The organism is Sphingomonas sp. P3_C5 (assembly GCF_056402635.1).
Genome location: NZ_JBFUHA010000002.1, coordinates 40,353 through 61,049 on the forward strand (window position 1 = coordinate 40,353; position 20,697 = coordinate 61,049).

18 protein-coding genes are annotated in these 20,697 nt (G+C 62.9%); 7 read left to right on the forward strand and 11 right to left on the reverse strand.

The window, feature by feature from the left end:
* Positions 1-19 precede the first annotated feature (19 nt).
* Positions 20-1,186 (forward strand): hypothetical protein, encoded by a 1,167-nt coding sequence (locus AC1DVS_RS06330; protein ID WP_478021350.1) that lies wholly within the window; start codon positions 20-22, stop codon positions 1,184-1,186.
* Positions 1,187-1,238: 52 nt separating this feature from the next.
* Here the strand turns inward: AC1DVS_RS06330 and AC1DVS_RS06335 are convergent, their stop codons facing one another.
* The gene (locus tag AC1DVS_RS06335) at positions 1,239-1,637 is read right to left on the reverse strand and encodes an SRPBCC family protein (protein ID WP_478021352.1); all 399 of its coding nucleotides are present in this window, start codon (positions 1,635-1,637) and stop codon (positions 1,239-1,241) included.
* 49 nt (positions 1,638-1,686) lie between these two features.
* Here AC1DVS_RS06335 and AC1DVS_RS06340 point away from each other — a divergent pair, with 49 nt between their 5' ends.
* Positions 1,687-2,361, forward strand: a complete 675-nt coding sequence (locus tag AC1DVS_RS06340; RefSeq protein WP_478021354.1) for a bifunctional transcriptional activator/DNA repair enzyme AdaA — start codon at positions 1,687-1,689, stop codon at positions 2,359-2,361.
* A gap of 10 nt (positions 2,362-2,371) precedes the next feature.
* Here the strand turns inward: AC1DVS_RS06340 and AC1DVS_RS06345 are convergent, their stop codons facing one another.
* Both AC1DVS_RS06345 and AC1DVS_RS06350 read right to left on the reverse strand, forming a co-directional pair.
* Positions 2,372-3,460, reverse strand: a complete 1,089-nt coding sequence (locus AC1DVS_RS06345) for a pectinesterase family protein (RefSeq protein ID WP_478021356.1) — start codon at positions 3,458-3,460, stop codon at positions 2,372-2,374.
* A 20-nt stretch (positions 3,461-3,480) separates the two neighbouring features.
* Positions 3,481-6,927, reverse strand: a complete 3,447-nt coding sequence (locus tag AC1DVS_RS06350; protein ID WP_478021358.1) for a TonB-dependent receptor domain-containing protein — start codon at positions 6,925-6,927, stop codon at positions 3,481-3,483.
* 225 nt (positions 6,928-7,152) lie between these two features.
* Between AC1DVS_RS06350 and AC1DVS_RS06355 the strand changes: the two genes are divergently transcribed.
* A complete protein-coding gene (locus AC1DVS_RS06355; protein WP_478021360.1) occupies positions 7,153-7,998 on the forward strand; it encodes a rhamnogalacturonan acetylesterase in 846 nt (281 codons plus the stop codon).
* 64 nt (positions 7,999-8,062) lie between these two features.
* A complete protein-coding gene (locus AC1DVS_RS06360; RefSeq protein WP_478021362.1) occupies positions 8,063-8,944 on the forward strand; it encodes a DMT family transporter in 882 nt (293 codons plus the stop codon).
* Between the two features lie 45 nt (positions 8,945-8,989).
* On the opposite strand, the gene AC1DVS_RS06365 is transcribed toward AC1DVS_RS06360, so the two are convergent.
* Positions 8,990-10,069 (reverse strand): Kelch repeat-containing protein, encoded by a 1,080-nt coding sequence (locus tag AC1DVS_RS06365; protein ID WP_478021364.1) that lies wholly within the window; start codon positions 10,067-10,069, stop codon positions 8,990-8,992.
* A 203-nt stretch (positions 10,070-10,272) separates the two neighbouring features.
* Here AC1DVS_RS06365 and eat point away from each other — a divergent pair, with 203 nt between their 5' ends.
* The 3 genes from eat to AC1DVS_RS06380 all read left to right on the forward strand — a co-directional run bounded on the left by eat (position 10,273) and on the right by AC1DVS_RS06380 (position 12,827).
* Positions 10,273-11,631, forward strand: a complete 1,359-nt coding sequence (gene eat / locus AC1DVS_RS06370) for an ethanolamine permease (protein ID WP_478021365.1) — start codon at positions 10,273-10,275, stop codon at positions 11,629-11,631.
* A 26-nt stretch (positions 11,632-11,657) separates the two neighbouring features.
* Positions 11,658-12,122, forward strand: coding sequence for a YcxB family protein (locus AC1DVS_RS06375; RefSeq protein WP_478021367.1), 465 nt, complete (start codon positions 11,658-11,660; stop codon positions 12,120-12,122).
* Positions 12,123-12,260: 138 nt separating this feature from the next.
* Positions 12,261-12,827: a cupin domain-containing protein gene (locus AC1DVS_RS06380; RefSeq protein ID WP_478021368.1), complete on the forward strand. Its 567-nt coding sequence runs from the start codon at positions 12,261-12,263 to the stop codon at positions 12,825-12,827.
* Between the two features lie 93 nt (positions 12,828-12,920).
* Here the strand turns inward: AC1DVS_RS06380 and AC1DVS_RS06385 are convergent, their stop codons facing one another.
* The 7 genes from AC1DVS_RS06385 to AC1DVS_RS06415 form a co-directional block, all read right to left on the reverse strand.
* Positions 12,921-13,790: an OmpA family protein gene (locus tag AC1DVS_RS06385; RefSeq protein WP_478021370.1), complete on the reverse strand. Its 870-nt coding sequence runs from the start codon at positions 13,788-13,790 to the stop codon at positions 12,921-12,923.
* Positions 13,774-14,091: a hypothetical protein gene (locus tag AC1DVS_RS06390; RefSeq protein WP_478021372.1), complete on the reverse strand. Its 318-nt coding sequence runs from the start codon at positions 14,089-14,091 to the stop codon at positions 13,774-13,776. Before AC1DVS_RS06390 ends, AC1DVS_RS06385 begins: the two co-directional genes overlap by 17 nt.
* Positions 14,092-14,183: 92 nt before the next feature.
* Positions 14,184-14,948, reverse strand: coding sequence for a hypothetical protein (locus AC1DVS_RS06395; protein WP_478021374.1), 765 nt, complete (start codon positions 14,946-14,948; stop codon positions 14,184-14,186).
* A 4-nt stretch (positions 14,949-14,952) separates the two neighbouring features.
* Positions 14,953-16,227 (reverse strand): hypothetical protein, encoded by a 1,275-nt coding sequence (locus AC1DVS_RS06400; RefSeq protein ID WP_478021376.1) that lies wholly within the window; start codon positions 16,225-16,227, stop codon positions 14,953-14,955.
* A 1-nt stretch (position 16,228) separates the two neighbouring features.
* Positions 16,229-17,536, reverse strand: a complete 1,308-nt coding sequence (locus AC1DVS_RS06405; RefSeq protein WP_478021378.1) for a hypothetical protein — start codon at positions 17,534-17,536, stop codon at positions 16,229-16,231.
* Between the two features lie 358 nt (positions 17,537-17,894).
* Complete coding sequence (locus tag AC1DVS_RS06410) at positions 17,895-19,271, reverse strand: leucyl aminopeptidase family protein (protein ID WP_478021380.1); 1,377 nt, start codon at positions 19,269-19,271, stop codon at positions 17,895-17,897.
* Positions 19,271-20,674: a serine hydrolase domain-containing protein gene (locus AC1DVS_RS06415; RefSeq protein WP_478021382.1), complete on the reverse strand. Its 1,404-nt coding sequence runs from the start codon at positions 20,672-20,674 to the stop codon at positions 19,271-19,273. The genes AC1DVS_RS06410 and AC1DVS_RS06415 overlap by 1 nt, the downstream gene beginning before the upstream one ends.
* Between the last annotated feature and the right edge of the window lie 23 nt (positions 20,675-20,697).

A 20,697-nucleotide genomic window follows, 5' to 3' on the forward strand; every position in this document is an offset into this window, starting at 1 on the left:
GCTGTCCCTTGCGACGAACGTGAGTGGAGGGGCGATCGAAAAGAACGGGACTCTCTGGTTCTCGGGCTGGACCGACGGGATGAGCTTCTTCCTGCCGCCGGACGACGGAATCGATGCCAGCAGCCTGTTCGAAACCCTCAAGGCCGCATCCGGGGAGGGGCGCGCCGTCACCGTCACCTTTGATCCGGCGAGTGGTCGGTTCGACGCAGCGCGAGGTCGGATCGCTTATCGGATTTGCGCGCTTGCGAATGGAAAGGAGCATTTTGGCCGGCAGGATGGCGTATGCCCGGCCAAGGGCGCTTCGGCACCCTTCGGCTTGATCATTTCCAAACCGCTGGTGCTCGGTGTTGCCGACAGCGCCACCGGTCGCGGCGAAAGCATCAGCGAGCTGAACGCTGCGCTTGAAGACGCGAAGCTCGATCCGATTCTGCGGGTCATCGCGCTGCACGCGCGCAGTGAGGCGCATGGCATGGCGGCACTGAGGAACCATGCGGACGCGGATATGCATTCCATCGCTGCGCTTCATGACGTGGTGGCCTGGAGCGCGCTGGTTCCCGAAGACCGTGAGGCCTGGCTGACGGCCGCACAGCTGCTTACCGATCTTGGCGCCTATGACGACGCAATCCAGTCCTATCGGGCGATAGCCGTTCATTGGACGGAGGAGCGATATCGCAGCGCGGTTCGAATCGGCGCGATCTACCGTATCGAGGGGCGAAACGAGGATGCGCTTGCCGAGCTGGACAAGCTTGTCGCGGCCGATGGACCGCAAGTGGGAATGAAGTTCCACTATCATCGCGGCTGGACGCTCACATTGCTCGGGCGCTTCGACGAGGCGATACGCGAACTATCCGATGGCCTGAAGAACCAACCGGACTATCCCTGGGCCAGATTCCGTCGCGCCTGCGCCTATGGAGCAATCGGCAGAATAGCGGATGCCGCCGCCGATCAGCGGCTCGGGGCCAGCCAGTTGGCGACCTATTTTGCGACCGAGACACAACCTCTCGAATCAGAGCGCGCCGACGTTGCCCATGCGAATGCGGTGGCCGATCAGCTCGACGCGCTTGCGAGCAAGGCAAGCACGTCGTCCGTTAAAGTCGCTTGCGAGGGATATACGGAGGCGCAGCCAAAGCGGGGCCGCAGCGGCTTGCTCAGGAGTTCGGACGTTGCCGCTGCGGTGAAGCGCTGACCCCGCCGGCATCAGCGCGTGCCTGCCTGTCGGCAATCGACTCATAGCTGAATCAGCTGCCCTCCAGATGCGCCTTCATCGTCGAAAGGCCTTTGGCCATCATTGGGGAGAAGCGTTCGACCAGGTCCGCCGGGAGGACGTCGGCCGTCCATGTGACCAGCGTGCCGCCTTCGGCATCGTGCACCGTCATAACGCCGTTGTGATGCTCGACGCTCTTGATGCTCCAGGCAAGCCGGCGCCGTTCGTCGTCATTGTCGACAATGACCTCGTCTGCCACGGCTCCGTTGGCGAAGGTGACGCGGCGTGTCGGAGTGGGCACGCCGTCGAGCATTTCGGTTGCGGTGACGAAGCCCGGGACGAGCCGGGAATGGAGTGCGCCCACGTCGCGCACGGCATCCCAGACGAATTCGGGCGGCTGGTTGATGAGAATCTGATGGTGGATCGCAGGCATCGAAAATCTCCTTCTGTTCGCTGCCGCCTGATTAATCTTCGCGGTTGGCGTGCGCTCGCAGGAAACGGACCTGGTCATCGGTCGACCGACGACACCGCTCGCGATTTCAGATAACAATCAACGCATGAGCGGTGTTGCCGGCCCCATGCTGAATTTCGAGGAATGCGAGCGTGTTCGCTATGCGCGGGACCCCGCTTTCGATGGGGTGATCTTCATCGGCGTCACGTCGACGCGGATCTATTGCCGGCCAGTGTGCCCGGTACGCCAGCCGCTTAGCCGGAATGTACGCTACTTCCCAAGTGCGGCGGCTGCCGAGGATGCCGGCTTCAGGCCTTGCCTTCGGTGCCGTCCCGAAACTGCGCCGCACACGCCGGCCTGGAGTGGCTCACGGGCGACGGTTACCCGGGCGCTGCGGCTGATTTCGGAAGGTGCGCTGGACGAGAAAGGGGTGGACGATCTTGCGGAACGGCTCGGCGTCGGAGCGCGGCAACTCGCGCGGCTCTTTCGCAAGCACCTTGGTACGACACCTACCGCCGCGGCGCGCACCTCGCGTATCCAGCGCGCGAAACAGCTGATCGACCAGACTGAACTGCAGATGACGGAGATTGCCCACCTCGCGGGCTTTCGCAGCCTGCGATCCTTCAATGCGGCGTTTCAGCTGGTGTACCGGCGGCCGCCTAGCTCGTTGCGGCGCAGGGCCCCCGCATCGGGCGATCCGGTCTAGCCGCGTCCGATCAGAGCGGATCCAGCAGTCTGGCGCGGGCCGCGGGGTCGAGTGTGCGCGAGCGTCTGATGCCTTGGGCGCCGGGGCCGGTGTTCCCGGCTTCGTAGAATCTCGCTGTTTCCGGCCGGAGAGCCAAGCGCTCGCCGCTCCTGGCGTTGTAGGACATTTCGGTCCAGCCGGTCGGCGCGATGTGCGGGCCCATGAAGCACTCCCAATAGGCTGCCATGCCCAGTGCCTGCGGATCGCCGTAGCGTCCGTCCGGAAAGTCGCGCGTTGGCCGCCATGGTCGTCCGAGGAACACGGTGCCGTCCGGAACGCCGCGCTCGGCGGTGAGGTGGCAGCGGTGGAAGATCAGGCCGGCCTCCTGATCGACCTTGGTGCTTGGCGCGGCGATGCAGCCGCCGGGTGGCTGGCCGGGGGGCCGGGTGCGCGAGCGGATCTCGCAATTGCGCAGGAGCGTCCGTCCGGCGCCGAAGATGAAATCCACCGTGCCGGTGACCAAACAGCGCTTGAACAATGCGGTGCCGGAATCGGTGAACAGGCTGTCCTGCCGGCCCAATATATCGGCGTTGCGCAGGATTGCGCCGTTGCTGCCTGCCGCGAGCATCAGCGCGACCGCTTGCTGGCCGCCCGGCCAGTCGCCCAGCACCAGCCCGGTACGCCGTGCCTCCTCTGCCGGATCGAAGCCGTTTTCGATCGTCAGGTTTTCGGCGTGGAATCCCGGTGCTGACACGGTCAGCGTGGCGCTGCCGGATGTGCCCCAGGGCGTGCCGGCGGGGTTCTTCAATCCGGCCGCAGCATCGTAGCGCAGCCGTGTGTGCTGGCGATCTTCGCCGGTTATCGAGACGTTCGCAGTCCGAACCGCGAGCTTCTCAGTCCAGGTGCCAGCACCCAGCCAGATGCGGAACGGACCTGTCGGAGGCGCGGCTGCCAGCGCCTCGCCTAGGCTTTTGAAATGGGTGCCCGCCGGGCCGGCCTGGTCAGGCTTCGCGACGACCGCGTCATAGCGAGAAGACGCCCTGACCGGCCAGGCGAGCAGCGCAGCAGCGCCGCTCGCCAATAACGTCCGCCGGTCAGGGCCGCTTCGGGATGAGGTCATTCAGGACAGGCTAGTCCGCATCAGAACTTCACGCGAGCGCCGACGCGGAAGATGCGGCCCGTCGCGCCATATTGCGACACGACCGGGTTGTCCTGATAGGCTTCGCGCTCGTTGGCCTGGTTGGTCAGGTTCTGCGCTTCCAGACTGACGCTGAAGGCCTTGTTGAAGGAGTAGCTGGCCGATGCATCCACATTCAGCGTCGCCTTGCTGAAGATGAAGTCGTTGACCAGCGGCGCGGTGCAGGGGCCGCCGGGCACGTTGTTGGCGGCGACCGTCCCGGGCGAGGCGGGGACCGGGGTGATGATACCGGGCGAACACGGCCCCGAGGCGATCGGGAAGGTGGTGCTGTAGCCCTTGCGATAGGCGGCCGAGACGCGCGTGCGGAACTTGCTCGACTGATAATAAAGCGTCGCGTTGAACGATTGCGGCGACACGCCGAGGAACGGCGCCTTGGCGGTTGTCTGCGGGACCGCCGCGGCGGTCGCGGTAGCCGCTGCGCCGGGATCGAGGATATAGTTCAGCTGCGACTTGATGTAGCTGTAATTCAGGATCGCACCGAAATTCTTGAGGAAGCCGGGCAGGAAGGTGAAATCCTGCTGATAGCTGACTTCGATGCCACGCAGATACCCGCCCGGCGCATCGCGGAACTGGCGCACATCGAACGGATTGTCCGCATCGATATAGGCAAGTGAGTTGGCGTTGGTAGTGCCCGCTCGGATCGACGCGATCGCGTCCGCCGACAGGATCGCCGACAGTGGCGTGGTGAAGATAATCGTCTGCGGGAAGCTCTTGATCTGCTTGTTGTACGCCGCGACGGAGAACAGGCCGCCCTTCGCGAAATACCATTCGATGCTGAGATCCTCATTGGTCGCCCGGAACGGCGACAGCTTGGGATTGCCCACGGTCAGGCGCGCGCCCGAGGTGTCGCCGTTGGTCGGCACGCTGAGGCCGCTGGTGATCGGCGAGAGGTTGCTGAGCAGCGGACGCGCAATCACCTTCGACGCTCCGAAACGCACGATGACGTTGTGGATCGGCTCGTAGTTGAGGTTGATCGACGGCAGGAAGTCCCGATAATCATTGGTGCCGACGATCGGGCGGCCATTCTGGGTGTTGCCCTCCGCATTGACCCTAGTGAACGCTTCACGCGCGCCGATATTGCCACGCAGCGTCTGGCCGAACAGCGGGATCTTGAAGTCGAGCTGGAGGTAAAGCGCGCGATCCTGCTCCTGAACCGAATAGCGGTTGGGCGCGCCCGAACGCTTGTTGGTGAGAGTCCAGTCACCCCATTTGTTGATGCAGTTGCAATCGAACTGATACAGGTTGCGGAACGCGTTGATGTTCGGCGCCCAAAAGGATGACGCCGTGCCCGCCGGGGTGTTCAGGCCCTGGCCGAACTGGATCAGTTGGCCCGTTGCCGCCGCCGAGCTATGCGCCTCGAGCAAGGTCGGGTTGAGCGTATCGGTATTGCGTTCGAGCAGATCGGTGTCGAAGTCGAACTGGCGATAGGAGCCGCCGAAGCCGAGGTTGAACTCGTCCGAAAGCTTCCAGTCGAAATCGGCCTTCGCGGTCCTGAACGTGTTCCGCACCATGCGCTCGTAATGGCGGATAGCCGAGAAGCCCTTCACCATCTGCCAGTTGGCCGGATCGGCGGCGTCGAAGCCGAGATCGATGACCGGCATGCTGCCGCCGCCGCGTTCGTCGTACGTAAAGGTTCCCGGGGAATCCATGCGGTTATATTCGACCAGCAGGCCAGTGGTGTAGTTGGTCGAGCGCGACTGGCCGTAGACCGCGTCCATTTTGAAATTGTCGGAGAATTCATGTTTGACGTCGAACGAGCCTTGCCAGAACACCGTGGTGTAGGTCGCGGCGTCGGCACCCGAACGGAAATCGACATTGCGCAACTTCAGATAGTCGGCGACCCCGTTGCTGACATTGGCGTCGAGCACGTCGACCGCCGGACGCCCGATCAATTCGCCGCGATAGGCCAGGCCGTTGCTGGTGGGAATGTAGCCAACCGAATTCGGGTTGTTGTAATAATCATAGGGATCGAGATTGTTCGGATTGGTGCTGAAGATATTGGCGTTCGACGGGCTGGTGCCCCCCGGCGTGACCGCCGCGTTGCCCAGAATTGACGGAACCAGCACCCCCGCCGAGTTGAGCGCCGTCGCGAAAGCCGGTGTGGTGCCATACAGGGATGCGCCGCAATCCTGAGTTGGCGCGAGACTGGTTACGGCGGCCGGCGTGCAGATACCCGGATACAGGCCACGTGCGGTGCCCGGGGCCTGACGCCCGATCGCGGTGTTATAGGTCGCGTTGGTATTGTTGCGGTTCAGGCCGACGGTCGACACCTGATAGAAGACGCTGTCATTCTTGAAGCGCGAATAGGCGCCGTCGATGGTGATCGTCGTCCTGTCGTCGGGCTGCCACTGCATCGAGCCGGTCAGGCCGAGCCGCTGGGTCTTGACGTTCTGCTGCTGGATCGTCGCGAGCGCTGGGATGCGCACGATCGAATCGTCGAAACGGCCGGGCGTGTTGTAGGGCGCGCCGGGATAAAGCTTGGCATAAGCTACCGGATCCGATCCGGTCTGGAACCCGACCGCCTGAGGATTGGTGATGGCTGACCCGAATGTCGTGCCGACAGGTGCCGAAAAACCGGCGCGCTGGGGATTTTCGTTCCCGAGAAAATCGGACTGGCGATAGAGATAATCCGACTGGCCGGGCGCGCGCAGATAGGAATCGATTTCGTTGTCGCTCTTCGAATAGGCGCCCGAAAAGAGGAGGCCGAACTTGCCGTCGAAGAAACGACGGCTAACCAGCCCGGCGATGCGCGGGTTGTGCTTCTTCGACTGTTGATAATATTGGTCCTCGACCGACAGTGCGAAGGCTCCCTTCGCGTAATCGAACGGGCGGCCGGTGGTGAGATCGATGGTTGCGCCGAGCGAACCCTCGTCGGTTTCGGCCATTGGCGTCTTCTGCACTTTCAGCGAACTGAACAGCTCCGACGCGAAGGTATTATAGTCGAATGCGCGGCTGCGGTTGGGCGCGGTGCCTGAATCGTTGGATCCGGCGGTCGACAGCGCCTCGAGCCCGTTCAGTCGCGTGCGGTTGAAATCGCCGTTCAGGCCACGGACGGTGATCGTCCGGCCCTCGCCATTGTCGCGGTCGATCGACACGCCGGGCAGGCGCTGGAGCGACTCAGCGAGGTTCGAATCGGGGAAATCAGCGATATCCTCAGCGGTGATCGCGTCGATCTGGACGTCCGACACGCGCTTGGCGTTGATCGAGTTGCGCAGCGAGGCGCGGAACCCGATGACGACGATGTCCTTTTCAACCGAGGCCGCGGGTGCGGTCTCGTCGGCGGCGGCTTGTGGTGCGTCAGGCGCGGCCTGAGCATGTGCCATGATCGGCGCCGACAAGGCGATCGCAAGCAGCGAGGCGCCTGTGCGCAGGAATTTTCCCTGTGTCATTGTTCTTTCCCCTCCAACAATCCGTCGAACGCGGATTCTGTCCATGCGACCTTCGTCAATTGTCCAGCGGTGTCAATAGAAGACTTAGCAGGCTCAAAAGGTGGGATGGAGCCGCTTCCATGGCACTGTGTACGAGGGAAATGGCGCAAAACTGCGCTATCTTTTCAGCGCGGCACGATAAAGATAGAGAAACCGGTGTCAAAAAAATATGGAGAGGGCGGGATTATGAGCGCATTTTTGGCTGCGATGCTGTTCCAGATGGCGGTTGCCACGCCAGCCGCCGATCCGCCGGTGGCCAGAATCAATCCCTCAAAGATCATTCTGGTCGGCGATTCGACGACTCAGGTGAATAGCGGCTGGGGCGGCAGTTTCTGCGCGACCCGGGTCACGTCGTTTGCCGCCTGTATCGACCTTGGGCGCGGCGGGCGCAGTTCGAAGAGCTATCGTGCCGAGGGATCATGGGACCTCGCCATCGCCGAGATGAAGACGCCGGGCTACGCCAATATCTGGGTGATGATCCAGTTCGGGCATAACGACCAGCCGGGCAAGCCGGGCCGTTCGACCGATCTGGCCACTGAATTCCCCGCCAATCTCAGACATTATGTCGAAGATGTTCGGGCAGCCGGCGCCAAGCCGATCCTGGTGACGCCGCTCACCCGGCGCTTCTTCAAGAATGGCGAGATCACGCATGACCTCGACCCCTGGGCCGATGCGGTGCGCAAGGTGGCGAAGGACATGAACGTGCCGTTGATCGATCTCAATGCGCGGTCCGCGGCGATCATCCAGGCGATGGGGCCGGTGATGGCCGGGCATTATTCGCTCGGGCTTCCGGACTCGAACATGCTTGCCTCGGCGCTTGGCGGGAATAGTGGCGAAAAGCCGGTCGGCACCCCCACGCCGCCCGCGCCTGTGGTGCCACCGACGCCCGATGGCTTGCCGCGCGTCGGGGTGCGCGGCGACGGGTTCGACTATACCCATCTCAATCGCGACGGCGCCGATCTGTTCGCTGAAGTGGTCGCTGCCGAACTGGCGAAGACGATACCGCAGATGCGCCCGATCCTGATTCCGTAACGGCGCCTGAGCGCGCTCACGCCGCACTAGCCAAGCGCGAGCCTCTCCCGCACAGAGTATAGCCATGCGCCTGCGCGATTTTGCCCTGCTCGTTGCGATCTGCCTGACCTGGGGCTCGAGCAATGTGCTGAGCAAGATCGTGGTGGGCCAGTGGCATATCCCGCCGCTGTTCTTCGCGGCCGCGCGGTTCGCGATCGTCTTTGCAGTGACGATCCCCTGGTTGCTGCCGGTGCCGCGACCCATCTGGCGGATCGTGCTGGTGGGTGCGCTGATGGGCGCGGGCAATTTCGCCTTGCTGTTCCTCGGGTTGCAGACGGCTTCTCCCTCGATGGCTGCGGTGGTGATCCAGGCGGGGGTGCCGATCACGACGTTATTGTCGGTCGCGATCCTCGGCGAGCGCATTCGCTGGCGGCGCGGCGCGGGGATCGCGCTGACGCTGGCGGGGGTGCTGCTCGTCGTGTGGCGGCCGGGGTTCGTGATATCCGCCGGATTGCTGTTCGTGTTGGGGGCAGCGTTCGCCGGTTCGCTGGGCGCGATCATGATGAAGCAGATGGACGCGGTCGCGCCGCTGCGCTTCCAGGCCTGGGTCGGGCTGACCGGCGTCGTATCGCTCGGCGCGGCATCCGCTGCCTTCGAGGGCCATCAATGGCAGGCGTCGGTCGCGGCGGGCTGGCCCTTCCTGGCCGCTTTGCTGTTCTCAGCGTTGTTCGTTTCGGTCTGCGCACACAGTGCTTATTATTGGCTGATCGCGCGGTACGAGGCCAATCTCCTGGCGCCACTGACGCTGATGACCCCGCTCTCGACGATCGCGCTCGGCGTGATGATCACCGGCGACCGGCTGGACGGGCGGATGATCCTGGGGGCAGTGCTGGCGCTGCTCGGTGTGCTCGTTATCGCGCTGCGCCGAAGTACGGCGCCTTTGGTTGAAGCTCGGGAGCAGGCATAAACGCGTATCGAACTCGGGACGGGACAGGAGGCGCGTGTCGGGCCCTCACCGCGGGACGATCATCGGCGCGCCCCCGCCGAGCGAGACCCGCGCGTTGACGTCGGTTCTTACCAGGATGAAGTCCGGATGGCTGAAGCTGACGCGCACGCCGCCAATGGTACGGAACGGCGGGTAGGCCTGCATCGTGACCTTGCCCGGACCAGTCACGCGATACAGGCCATCCAGGCCGGCAATCCAGGCAGCCCCCTCCCGAACCGTCGCGCCATAGAATGCCACGGTCGAGAAGGGTTCATCGCGCTTCTCGTCATTCCCATCGGAGAAGCCGCTGTCATAAGGTTTGAAATAGAGCCGCTGGATCTGCGATCCGCAAACCTCGACGAGCCGGCCGTGCGAGAACATATGGACCAATCCAACGGTGACCAGCAGGCAGTCCGGCTTCCACGGTTCGGGCACGATGGCGTTGACTGGATCGCAGCTCGTGCTGAGCGGCCCACTGCAAAGATCGCCCTCCGTGCTTCGCGCGAGCGCCCTCACCTGGCCTGTGAGGCGATCAATCCGCCTCAGACCGCCGCCCCATTCGCCGGCATCGATGCCGAGATAGAGGCTTTCCTCCGTGGCATACGTAGCCCGCATTACGCCGCCGTGCATCGGTTCCGTCAAGGTCACGCTCGCCTGACGGTCGCCCGTCACCGTGATCAGGCGTCGCTGTGTGAGCAGCGAGATCCGGCCTTGGGCGCAGGACAGGGCAAGGAGATAATCGCCGTCGGTCGGCACGCTAGCGAAAGCGGTCCATTGGCTCTTTGACCGACTGCGCAGCGTCCAACTTGTCGAATCTTTGCGCGCCCCTGTTGCCGCAACGATCCGGCCGTCCAGAACGCACAGCGCATGAACGGATTCTGGAAGGGTTGCTGGCGCCCATCTGTTCTCGTCGGGGGCAATGCTGCTGAGCTTACCGCTGTCGGCGAGAACCCATAGCCGCCCGTCGGCGAAAACAGCCTGGGTGATGAAGGATTCCTGGCCTGGCCGCACCGGTTCGATCTGCGCAGCCGCCGATAGCGGGACGGCCGAGCCGAGCAGCATGGGGAGTGCCAGCGCGAACAGGGCCAGCCGCAACGGTTCGAACATCAGTCACTCCGATTTCGGCAAGCGCCCGCGATCCAGGTATAGCGGACTGGCGGCCCGGCGCACGCGATTAAGGCCATCTATCCTGCCATCCCGCAAGGACGGCGCTTCCCCTCGCGCCATTCTGCCCGCACTATGGCATCTGGGCCGGCGCCCAGCGCACAAGAGCCGGTGGGGAGGTCTTCGCGGTTTCGACAGGGGGTATCGTGCAGGACCATCAGGACGTCACGCTCGCCAGGACTCTGAACGTGTTCCATCTGTGGGGCATCGCCGTGGGGCTGGTGATCTCGGGCGAATATTTCGGCTGGAGCTATGGCTGGGGACAGGCGGGGACGCTGGGTTTCCTGATCACCACCGTGCTCATCGCGTTGCTCTATGTGGCCTTCATCTTCAGCTTCACTGAGCTGACTACCGCGATCCCGCAGGCCGGCGGACCGTTCGCGTACAGCTATCGCGCATTCGGTAGGGTCGGCGGAGCGATTGCCGGGTTCGCGACGCTGATCGAATTCGTGTTTGCGCCGCCGGCGATTGCGCTGGCGATCGGGGCGTATCTGCATGTCCAGTTCCCCGGGCTCGAGCCGAAGCATGCCGCGCTCGGCGCTTATGTGGTGTTCGTGCTGCTCAACATCATCGGCGTGCGGATCGCCGCGACGTTCGAACTGTTCGTGACCCTGCTCGCGGTCGGCGAGTTGCTGGTGTTCATGGGGGTGGTCGCGCCCGCCTTCAGCTGGGCGAATTTCGCGGCGGGCGGCTGGTCCGGCCAGTCGCATTTCACGCTCGGTTCGATCGGCGGGATGTTCGCGGCGATCCCGTTCGCGATCTGGTTCTTCTTGGCGATCGAGGGCGTTGCGATGGCGGCTGAGGAAGCGCGCGAGCCGCGTCGGACGATTCCGATCGCCTATATCGCCGGGATCCTGACGCTGACGGCGCTGGCGTTCGGGGTGATGATCCTGGCCGGCGGCGCGGGCGACTGGAAGGCGCTTTCGAACGTCAACGATCCGCTGCCGCAGGCGATGCGGGGTGTGGTCGGCACGTCGAGCGGCTGGCTGCACATGCTGGTGTGGCTCGGGCTGTTCGGATTGATCGCCTCATTTCACGGCATCATCATGGGCTATGCGCGGCAGATCTATGCGCTGTCGCGGGCCGGATTCCTGCCCATGCCGTTCGCGCGGCTGCATCCGCGCTTCCGCACGCCGGATGTAGCCACGATTGCGGGCGGGTTGATCGGCGTGGCGGTGATCTACAGCGACAGCCTGATCGCGATTGCGGGCCAGTCGTTGACGGCCAGCATCGTGACCATGTCGGTGTTCGGTGCCCTGGTGATGTACGGGATGAGCATGGCCAGCCTGTTTCGCCTGCGGCATACGGAGCCCGGGCTCGACCGGCCGTTCCGAGCGCCGCTTTATCCTTTCGCGCCCGGCTTTGCGCTGGTGATGGCGGTCGTCGCGCTGGCGGCGATGGTCTATTATAATGTCCAGATATTCCTGCTGTTTGTCGCGCTGATGGCGGTTCTGGTCTCGGTTGCGGTGTTTGTCGGGAACGATCGATCGCCGAGGGTCAACTAAACTGTCACCAAAATGGAGTTCGACGTATGGGCTTTCAGAAGATTGGACCATATGACCTGAACCGCGGTGATGTGATCGCGGCATCCTTGGTCATTTCCTTCCTCACCGGCTCGACCGGAACGCGCATCAGGGTTGGCATATGGTTCCTGTTTCCTTTGGGGATGATTGGCGCTGGTATCGCGTTGGGCGAGCCCTTCCTCATCGCCATTGGTTTGCCGATGCTCGTGCTTATCTTCGTCGCTCCGGCTTTGGGTTCCCTCAAGCGCGCCAAGGGCATTTATCTATTTTGCGATCCCGACGGTCTCGTCGCTGAAACGGCAGAGGTTAGAACCACCTATAAATGGACAACGATCTGGTCGTTCAGAAAGGTCGGATCGCGCCTTTTCATCATGGTCAGCCGGGGATCCGCGCTGGTGGTCGCGGATCGCGTGACGAGCCCGGACAACATGGCTGATCTGATCGCGACCCTGGCCCAACATCAATCCGCATAACCGTCGACGATGCGGCGGCGTTGCGGGCCTGCGCGCCTTCGTCGAAGATCTGTTGTTCGTGGTCCAGTATGTGCGGTTTCTAGCGAGGACGCGGCGGATCATTCCCGGCATCAGGAAACAGCCCGTTGGAGAAAACGCATGACCCTACCGTCCCTGCCGCCGGTGCGCCGGGTGTTGACCGCGATCGACGACGCCGGCGCGTCCTTTCTTGCCGAGGATGGGCCGAGCCCGGCGGAATTCGCCTTTCCGGGCACGCCGTTCCGCAGCACCAATATCTGGCGGACCGCGTCTGCACCCGCGCCGGTCGAAGCCGGGGACGACATCACCGAGCATCGCGGGGTGTTACCGCCAGCGGGCGGGAGTGTGCTGCGGGTGATCGATTTTCCCCCGCAAAGGGGTACGCGCGACGAGCAGGCGGCGCTGGCGGCTCAGGTATTCGCGGCGCTTTATCCGGATGCGAAGCACCATGCCGGCAGCGAGCGGAGCGCCGGGATGCATACGACCGATACGGTCGATTACGCGATCGTGCTGGCGGGCGAGATCGTCGCGGTGATGGACCGGGACGAGACGCTGATGAAGGCGGGCGATATCCTGATCCAGCGCGGCACCAGCCATAGCTGGGAGAACCGCAGCGAGGCGATGGCGCGCGTGGCGTTTGTGCTGATCGATGCGACGCGGGGTGGGATTTCGGGACGTCGAGCATAACGGCAGGGGAGGGTAAAGTTGGCGATCATGAGCGAACACCGATGGAAAGTCACATAGCCGCATACTTATCGGGAAAATGCGCGTTCGGGCGGCTCAATGTTCCATTGTCTGTACGTATAGTCGCCGCTCATCGAGCTGGATCGTCATCTTGCGCGGCGCGATGTCGAGCTTTGTCGACGTTGCATCAGGCGCCACTCGTTGCTTATCTGGCCTGACGATTGCGATGTGCGCGCGAGGCGGTTCTTCCTCGGCGACAGCAGCGCGCCTCACCGCCCGGACATCGAGAAGGCAGCGCAGTTTCGCCGCTGGATCGCCGGTTTGGCACACCAGATCATATTGGTGCTCGAGCCAGTTGGCGACCGCTTCAGGACGAGCGCCGAGCAGGAATTCCACTCGGCGATTGTACGACATGTTCGCGTCGGTCGTGTTGGGGTAGAGCGGGAGGCTTTCGCCGAAGCCGATGCTCCAGATCGGGTAGGACTGAGTCCGAAAACTTGCGAGCGCCGTAGTCACCGCTTTGGCGCGCCTGATCGACAGGTTATGATTATAATCCTCACCGCCGCGGCTGTCCGTATGGCCTGCAACGAAGACATTCACGTCGGGCACATCGCCATCAAGCATTTTCGCCATTGCCCGGATGATGGGGTAGGCGGAGGGAAGAATCTGGTCGCTGGCAGTATTGAAGAAGGTGTTCTCCGGAAAAACGACCCTGAGAACGGGGACATCATGTCGAAAAGTCGCCGGCATATTGGCGGCTGTCACGACATAGTCGTGAAATTCCGGCGGGGGGTTGATATTATAGCTTTCGACAAATCTCCTGAGACGGGAATATCGCGTTTGATGCTCAAGCGCGATGGCTTCGTCGGTTGAAAGATATTGAATGGTCTGCGGAACGGCGGAGGTCGAGACGCCGAACAGCGCAATCATGGCCGGAATTCTGATCGACTTAAGCACCCGCTTCATATTCGGCTCTCGCCTCCGCTGAGATTGCCGCAAGATTCGGATCGTCAGGCTGCAGAAACTCGATGTCGTACCAGTTCTGCAGTCCCTCCGACTGGCGCACCCGATAGGTGAAAGTCCCAGTCCGGCTGCCGACCGTCACCTGTGCCGAACACATTCGCACATTGTATCCATTGCCCTTCTCCGCAAAATTGCCGACCGCGACGGCCCGGTTCAAACGGGCATAGTCCACCGGTCCATCAACGTGCGGGATAGCGATCAGCCGCTGCAACCCTCGCGCCGTTTCCTCGCAGTGCGGCGACATGTTAAAGGTCGAGCATCCAGCCAGCGCCAGGGGAATGAAGCAGCAAGATCGTCTCGGGCCAGTACGATGACGCTGGTACCGACATGGGCGCATCAGATGGTGACTACGTCGTCATCGCGGATATTGAGCTTCTTGAGCTTGTCGCCAGTTACCCAGGTGTCGCCGACCAGGCAAACCGCCTCGCTGTCGGTATTGGACGTAGCGCCATCGACACTGAGCCTGGTGTCGAGGCGGCGGCATTTTATGACATGGGGTTGATCGGAAACTTTCTGCAAGGTGGCGGATTCAGGCTTGATCAGGGTCTGGTACGGAACCCATTCATCGCCGACGAGGCAGCGATTGTCGGTCCGGCATCGAAAGGACCCGCTGCTGCTGACCACGAGCGGTACCGGTGCCGAAGGCGTCAAAACGGCATACAGCTGAGCGCCTTCGCTGCTCTCCCACGACGTCCGCTGGATCTTGCCCTCGTTGACAGCGTTGAGTTGCGCAGCCCGCAAGGCAGCTTTGTCTCTCTTGCTCGCGATCTTGACCATGACGGCGCAAACGCCGGCGCCGACCGCCGTGCCGATCAGTGCCCCCTTCTTGGCATTCCCCGCGACTGCCCCGACTAAGCCGCCGAGCAGGGCTCCGCCCAGCACCGAGCCGATGCATTTCCCAATCGCACGCTCTACATTCGTCTTGCCCTCGAGGCTGGATCCGCTCCCGCGAGCCCATTCCTCTACCACTGCCGGCTGAGCAACCGGTTTGGCAGCCGTTCTGACGTGCTGTCCCGACGCGACGGACAAAGCGGGCGCCGCCAGAGAGAATGCAGCGAGATATGCGGTGCCGCGCCATATCCCGCGAAGCGATTTGTTCACCACGTTACTTGCCCCCCTCTACGCGTTTCGCCTCGAACTTCAGATCACCGGCGCTGCCGACAAAGATGATCGGATCGAAGATCCGGCCGCTCAGCCTACCCGCGGTTTCGGTCGCTTCGATTATCCGCATTCCGCCAAAGGGGCCCTCCGGCAGTGGCTGAGGTGCGGGGCCGGGATCAGTGCGCCAACGTTGGCCGAGGCCGCCATTAGGGTCCCCGCGCAACGTGCAATGGTCTTCGTCCGAACAGCTGAATTGACCCGTAATCGGCGTCGCTCGAACACCTTTAGAGGCGGAATAGGAGATCCAGGAACTAACGAGATCGCCGGACGCAGTGGTTGCCAACCGGATATCCATCGGGCTCATCACATTCGGCGCCAGCGGCAGTTCTCCGGAATAGCGCACGATTTTCGTCGGGACTGGACCGAGCCCGTCCGGCGAGAACGGGGTCACGCGGCGGAGGTCGGCGCCGGAACTCAGCAGAAAGGCGGAGAGAAAAGCCTCGTTCAGACTGCTCACTGCTCCGCCCGAAGGGACGATATAGGCCTCGGTGAGTCCAAGATTGGCCTGGACGGCCGCCGCCGAGGTGAACCCGGCCTCGCGGGCTTCGGAATAGGAGGCGAATTGCTTCGAGATGCTTTTCGCCGGATCGGCGAAGATGAAGATCCGCCGGATCAGATTGTCGGTGGTGGATCCCGTGCCCGCGCTACGCAACAGCCGGGCGAACGATGAGGTCTCGAAACTGTCCGTCATGCTGGATTTCGCGCCGGGCTTGGCCTGGACCAGCGCGACAAGGATTCTTTTCTGGAACTCCTCGCGCGACTTCTGAATCTCGGAAGACATGTCGGAACCGAAATATTTCGTCAGCGCGCCGTCGTTGCCCGCCGCCTTCCGCGCTGCCAGTTCCTGCTGCGAGATGCCTGGCACGCATCCGGTAAACAACGGAGTGGTCGAACCGGAAACAGCATCGCCGACCAACAACGTGATCCGTTCCCGCGGTGCGATTGCCCCAGTTTCAACCGCCCGATCGGGATTGCCGAGGCCCATGACGAGCGCGAACAATACCGGATTATTCTGGCGAAATGTCTCCCCCGTACTCGCCACGATCGCCTGAGCGTCGATGAGCAGCACCGTTTCGCGGATCGGCGAGCCGAGGCCCTCGATCGTGCAAAATTTGTCGAATTTACTGGTCTGGACCACAGACGGGGAAGGATCGTCCGGACCGCATCCGGCCAAGGTTGCAATCGCCAGGAGCATAGCCAGTAGGATGGGACGGCGCATATCAGCCCTCCCCGATCATAAAGCCGAGTGTCAGTGGCCGGGCGCCATATTCTTCCGGTGTCAGCACGACGTCAGGACTGAGCGGGAGCAGATCGTCATAGGCTCCGTCCGAATAGCGGAAGACCTTCGATTCCGACCGATCCTGAAGCGCCTGGACGAGGCGGTTGCGGTAGGACAGCAGGGCGCCGAGCACCTCCTGATCCTTCTTGTCGATGATATCCGCCTGGTGCCGCAGTTCGCCATGGCGCAAGCCCCGTGCCGCCGAATCCTGCTTGCCCCGCGCGGCCAATTCATTCTCGGTGCCCTGGCGAAGCGTCTCCTGCGCCTGTAGCCGCTGCTTCTTCACGAGCTCGAGTTTCTTGGTCGTACGGCGCAATTCCCGATCCTTCTCCGCGTAGAGCGGATTGGGATCGTGCGAGACATAGGCGACCGACAAGGCGACGACATAGGCCACCACGTTGCCGAACAGCATGAAGATGATGCCACCTGTCATCGATGGCGCCGAAGTGCCGAGAATCTGCGCCAGCAGAATGCTGTCGCGAATGTAGTAGTAGCGCGAGCCGGCAACCATCAGCAGCGCCAGCGCCAACAGGATGAAGCCGATCACGATTCGCCTGATCGCATCGTTCAGCCTGGCCTTATGGCCTTGCTCGGCGGCTTCCTGCGGCGAGCCGAGAAAATGCCATTGGCGCAACACGATGCCATGAAAATGTGCCGCGACTGCGACACCCAGCCCAACCGCGATCGTGGCGCCCGTCGCGAGGAAGGGACTTGTGATGTAGGGGACGCGCATGAAGCTTTCGAAATTGATGAAGGCTTCCAGCAGGACCAACCCGAGCAGGATCAAGGCGTAGAGCCAGACCCTTGTACGAATCGGCTCGCGATCAAGGCTCGCTTGCTGGGTGCTGAATGCCTGTCTGCATTGATCGTGATGCTCGATCAATTCCCGGTGCTTATGCAGAAAACGCTCTGTTTCGACGACCGCAGCGCGCGCGCCGGTCGCGCGAGCCTTGTCGCGCTCGACCTCGAGATAGATACTCTTCGCACGACTATCCGCTTCAGCCTCTCCGCGGAACTCGTTGTTCACCTCTGAGATGGCCGCTACGCGCGGACCGGCGACGCGGGCCATATACCAGGCCGACATCGCCTGGGTCAGGCGCGACGGCTGGCGCGCATCAAAAGCCTGTTTCGCGCTGGTCAACCCTATGGTCCGGGCCTTGGCTTCCTGATCGACTGAAGAAATCAGGTCTGCAAAAGCCTGAGATGTCGTAGAAACATCCAACTTCTCATATTCGTAAACCGCGTTCATTCGGCCTATCCCCCCTCGGCTTGCCAGCAACCCGGCAAAACACGTTCCCCGATTCTTAGCATAACGAATTTATATTGTCGGATGGAAGGGTTTATTTACCGATTCGTTAAGGAAAAGCCTTCACAAGTAAGTGTACTTTATTATCATCCATTATGGATCATACTAACTAATAATAATGTATATTTATAACCAAATTGGACCAAAGTCATTATTGACAATAACGCCTTGCCCACAAAAGGCATTCTCCCTGCAGATTCTAGCGCCGCCTTATTTTGGAAGGTCCTATTTAGAAATTCGGCGGAGAGGTGAGGGGAATCTCTGCGTGAGCTCGCGGGTAGGCCATCTAGCGAACGTTGGCCTAAGCGTACCGCGCCTTCAGCATCGCCCATGCCGCCCTGAGGCCAAGCGCATCGCCGCCTTTGGGACGGCCAGGCTTGGCGCTGGGGCGCCAGGCGAAGGTGTCGAAATGGGCCCAGGCTGTGGCTTCGGGGACGAAGCGGCGCAGGAACAGGGCCGCCGTCACTGCGCCGGCATAGCCACCGTCGGGTGCGTTCACCATGTCGGCGATGTCGGATTTGAGCATTTCGTCATAGCCGTCCCACAGGGGCAGGCGCCATAGCGGGTCGTCTACTGCGCGTGCCGCGGCGAGCAGTTCATCGGCGAGCGGCTCGTCATTGACGAAGGTGGCGGGGAGATCGGGGCCGAGCGCGACCCGGGCAGCGCCGGTTAGGGTTGCGAAATCGAGGATCAGTACGGGCTTGTCCTCGCCTGCGCGGGTGAGGGCGTCGCCGAGGATCAGCCGGCCTTCGGCGTCGGTGTTGGTGTTCTCGACCGTCAGGCCCTTGCGGGTGGCGAGTACGTCGCCGGGGCGGAAGGCATTGCCGGCGATCGCATTCTCGACAGCGGGGATGAGGAGATGCAGCCGCACCTTCAGCCGCGCGGCCATCACCAGGCCGGCAAGCGCAAGGGCATGCGCTGCGCCGCCCATGTCCTTCTTCATCAGCCGCATGCCTGATGAGGGCTTGATGTCGAGGCCGCCGGAATCGAAGCAGACGCCCTTGCCGACCAGTGCAATGCGGGGATTTTTGGGGTCGCCCCATTCCAGCTCGATCAGCCGCGGCTCGCGGCCTTTGGCGGCAGCCTGGCCCACCGTCTGGATCATCGGATAGCCTTTGGCGAGCGCGTCGCCTGTCGTGACGTTGAGCGTCGCGCCGTGCGCTTCGGCCAGAGCACGGGCCTCGGCTTCGAGTTCGGCCGGGCCGAGATCGGACGCGCCGATATTGACGAGGTCGCGCACCTTGGCGGTTGCGGCGGCGATCTGCAGCACTTCCGCCATGCGCGCGGGTTCGCTGGAGAGCAGGATGCGAGGACCTTCGCCTTCGGCCTTGCGATAGCGATCGAAGCGATACTGGCCCAGCACCCAGCCCAGCATCGCGGCCCCGGCTTCGCCGCCGGACAGGCGGTACGTGCCTTCAGGAAGGGTGTCGGCGAGTTTGGCGAGGTCCCAGGGGCCGAGCGGACTGTCGGGTGTGGCGAGCACGACTGACCAGTCGTCGCTCTCGCCGGGCAACGTGAGGCTGTTGCCGGCCTTGCCCTTCACCTTCTGCGCCGCCACCGCCGCGCGGGTGCGGGGTGGCTGGGCGTTGAGCCAGGTGTCGAACCCGCTCGCCGCGACGAGCTCGATCGTGCGGGCGGCCTGGCCGCGATCAGGCTGGAGAAGGTCCTGCGCCGACATCACGACACCGCCAGCGCGACTAGGAACTGCTCGTAGCGACCGTTGTCGCCGGGTTCCGCATAAGTGGTGATGACGAAATCCTTCTTGCCGAGGCGCATCTTGTAGTTGCGGTTGACGAAGCCGCCGCGCAACCGGGTCTTGCCGGTTTGCGTGAAGGAGACCGGCTTGCCGAGCGGCATCAGGCTCGCCTTGTAATCGCCAAGCGTGAGGTCAGTGAAATAATAATTGCTGTCGTCGGTCATCAGCGAGCGATCGAGAGTCCCGGTGCGAAGCTGAGCGAGCATCGCCCGGGCGCGGGCGAGCGCGGCGGTATCGGCGGTGCTGGCGGTCGTCGGGGGCAAGACTGCTTCGGCGATGTCCTCCTGGATTGCGTCGGTGGCGTTGCCCGACCAGCTGTTGGTGAGGACGACGATCGCCGCCTTGTCGTCGGGATAGACGACGTTCTCCGAGAGGAAGCCGACCGCTTCGCCGCTATGTTCGACATAGAAGCGGCCGCCGGTGGTGCCGGTGGAGACGCCGAGGCCATAGCCGTTGCTCGAACCGTCAGCGAGCTTCACCGGCGTTTCCTGAAGCTTCCAGTCCTCGGCGGTGAGGATCGTGCGGTCGATCCGGGCGACATCCCATTTTGCGAGATCGCGCGCGCTCATCGAGAGCTCGCCGGCCGAGAACAGCCAGCCGGGCGCGGCTGGGGTGACGGGGCGGACGGGACCGAGGGCGGCGCGGCCATAGCCCTGCGGGAAGCCCTTGCCGATGGCGAGATCCTGATCATAGGCRGTGATGCCGAGTGGCGTGAAGATGCGCGCTTTCAGGAAATCGAGCAGTGGCTGGCCCGAGACCTTCTCGACGATCAGGCCGGCGACGACATAGCCGGTGTTCGAATATTGCCATTTAGTGCCGGGGGTGAAGTCGAGCGGTTTCTTCGCCCAGCGATCGAGGATGCCTTGCGGGCTGACCGGGGCCGCCATCGCCTTGAAGCTGTAGTCCTGCGGCCAGTAATCCTGAAGGCCTGCGGTGTGGCTGAGCAGTTGGCGGATGGTGATCGTGTCGCCATTGGTGATGTCGGGAACATATTTCGAGACAGTGTCGTCGAGGCTCAGCTTGCCGTCGTGCTGGAGCAGCAGGATCGCCGCGGCTGCAAATTGCTTGGAGATCGAGGCGATCTGATAGGGCGCGTCGTCGCGCGGCACCTTCATGGTTTCGGACTGCTTGCCATAGGCCTTGGCGAAGACGATCCGGCCGCCGCGGACGATCGCGACCGAGGCGGAAGGGACGCCACTCGACGCAAGGTTCTTCGCGACGATCTGGTCGACCCGCGCCGCCTCCTTCGGGGTGAGTGACTGGGCGAAAGCGGGCGCGGCGGTGAACAGAGCAACGGCGGTCAAGGCAGTACGGACAAAGGGCATGATGTAATCCGGCGAGGTGCTGA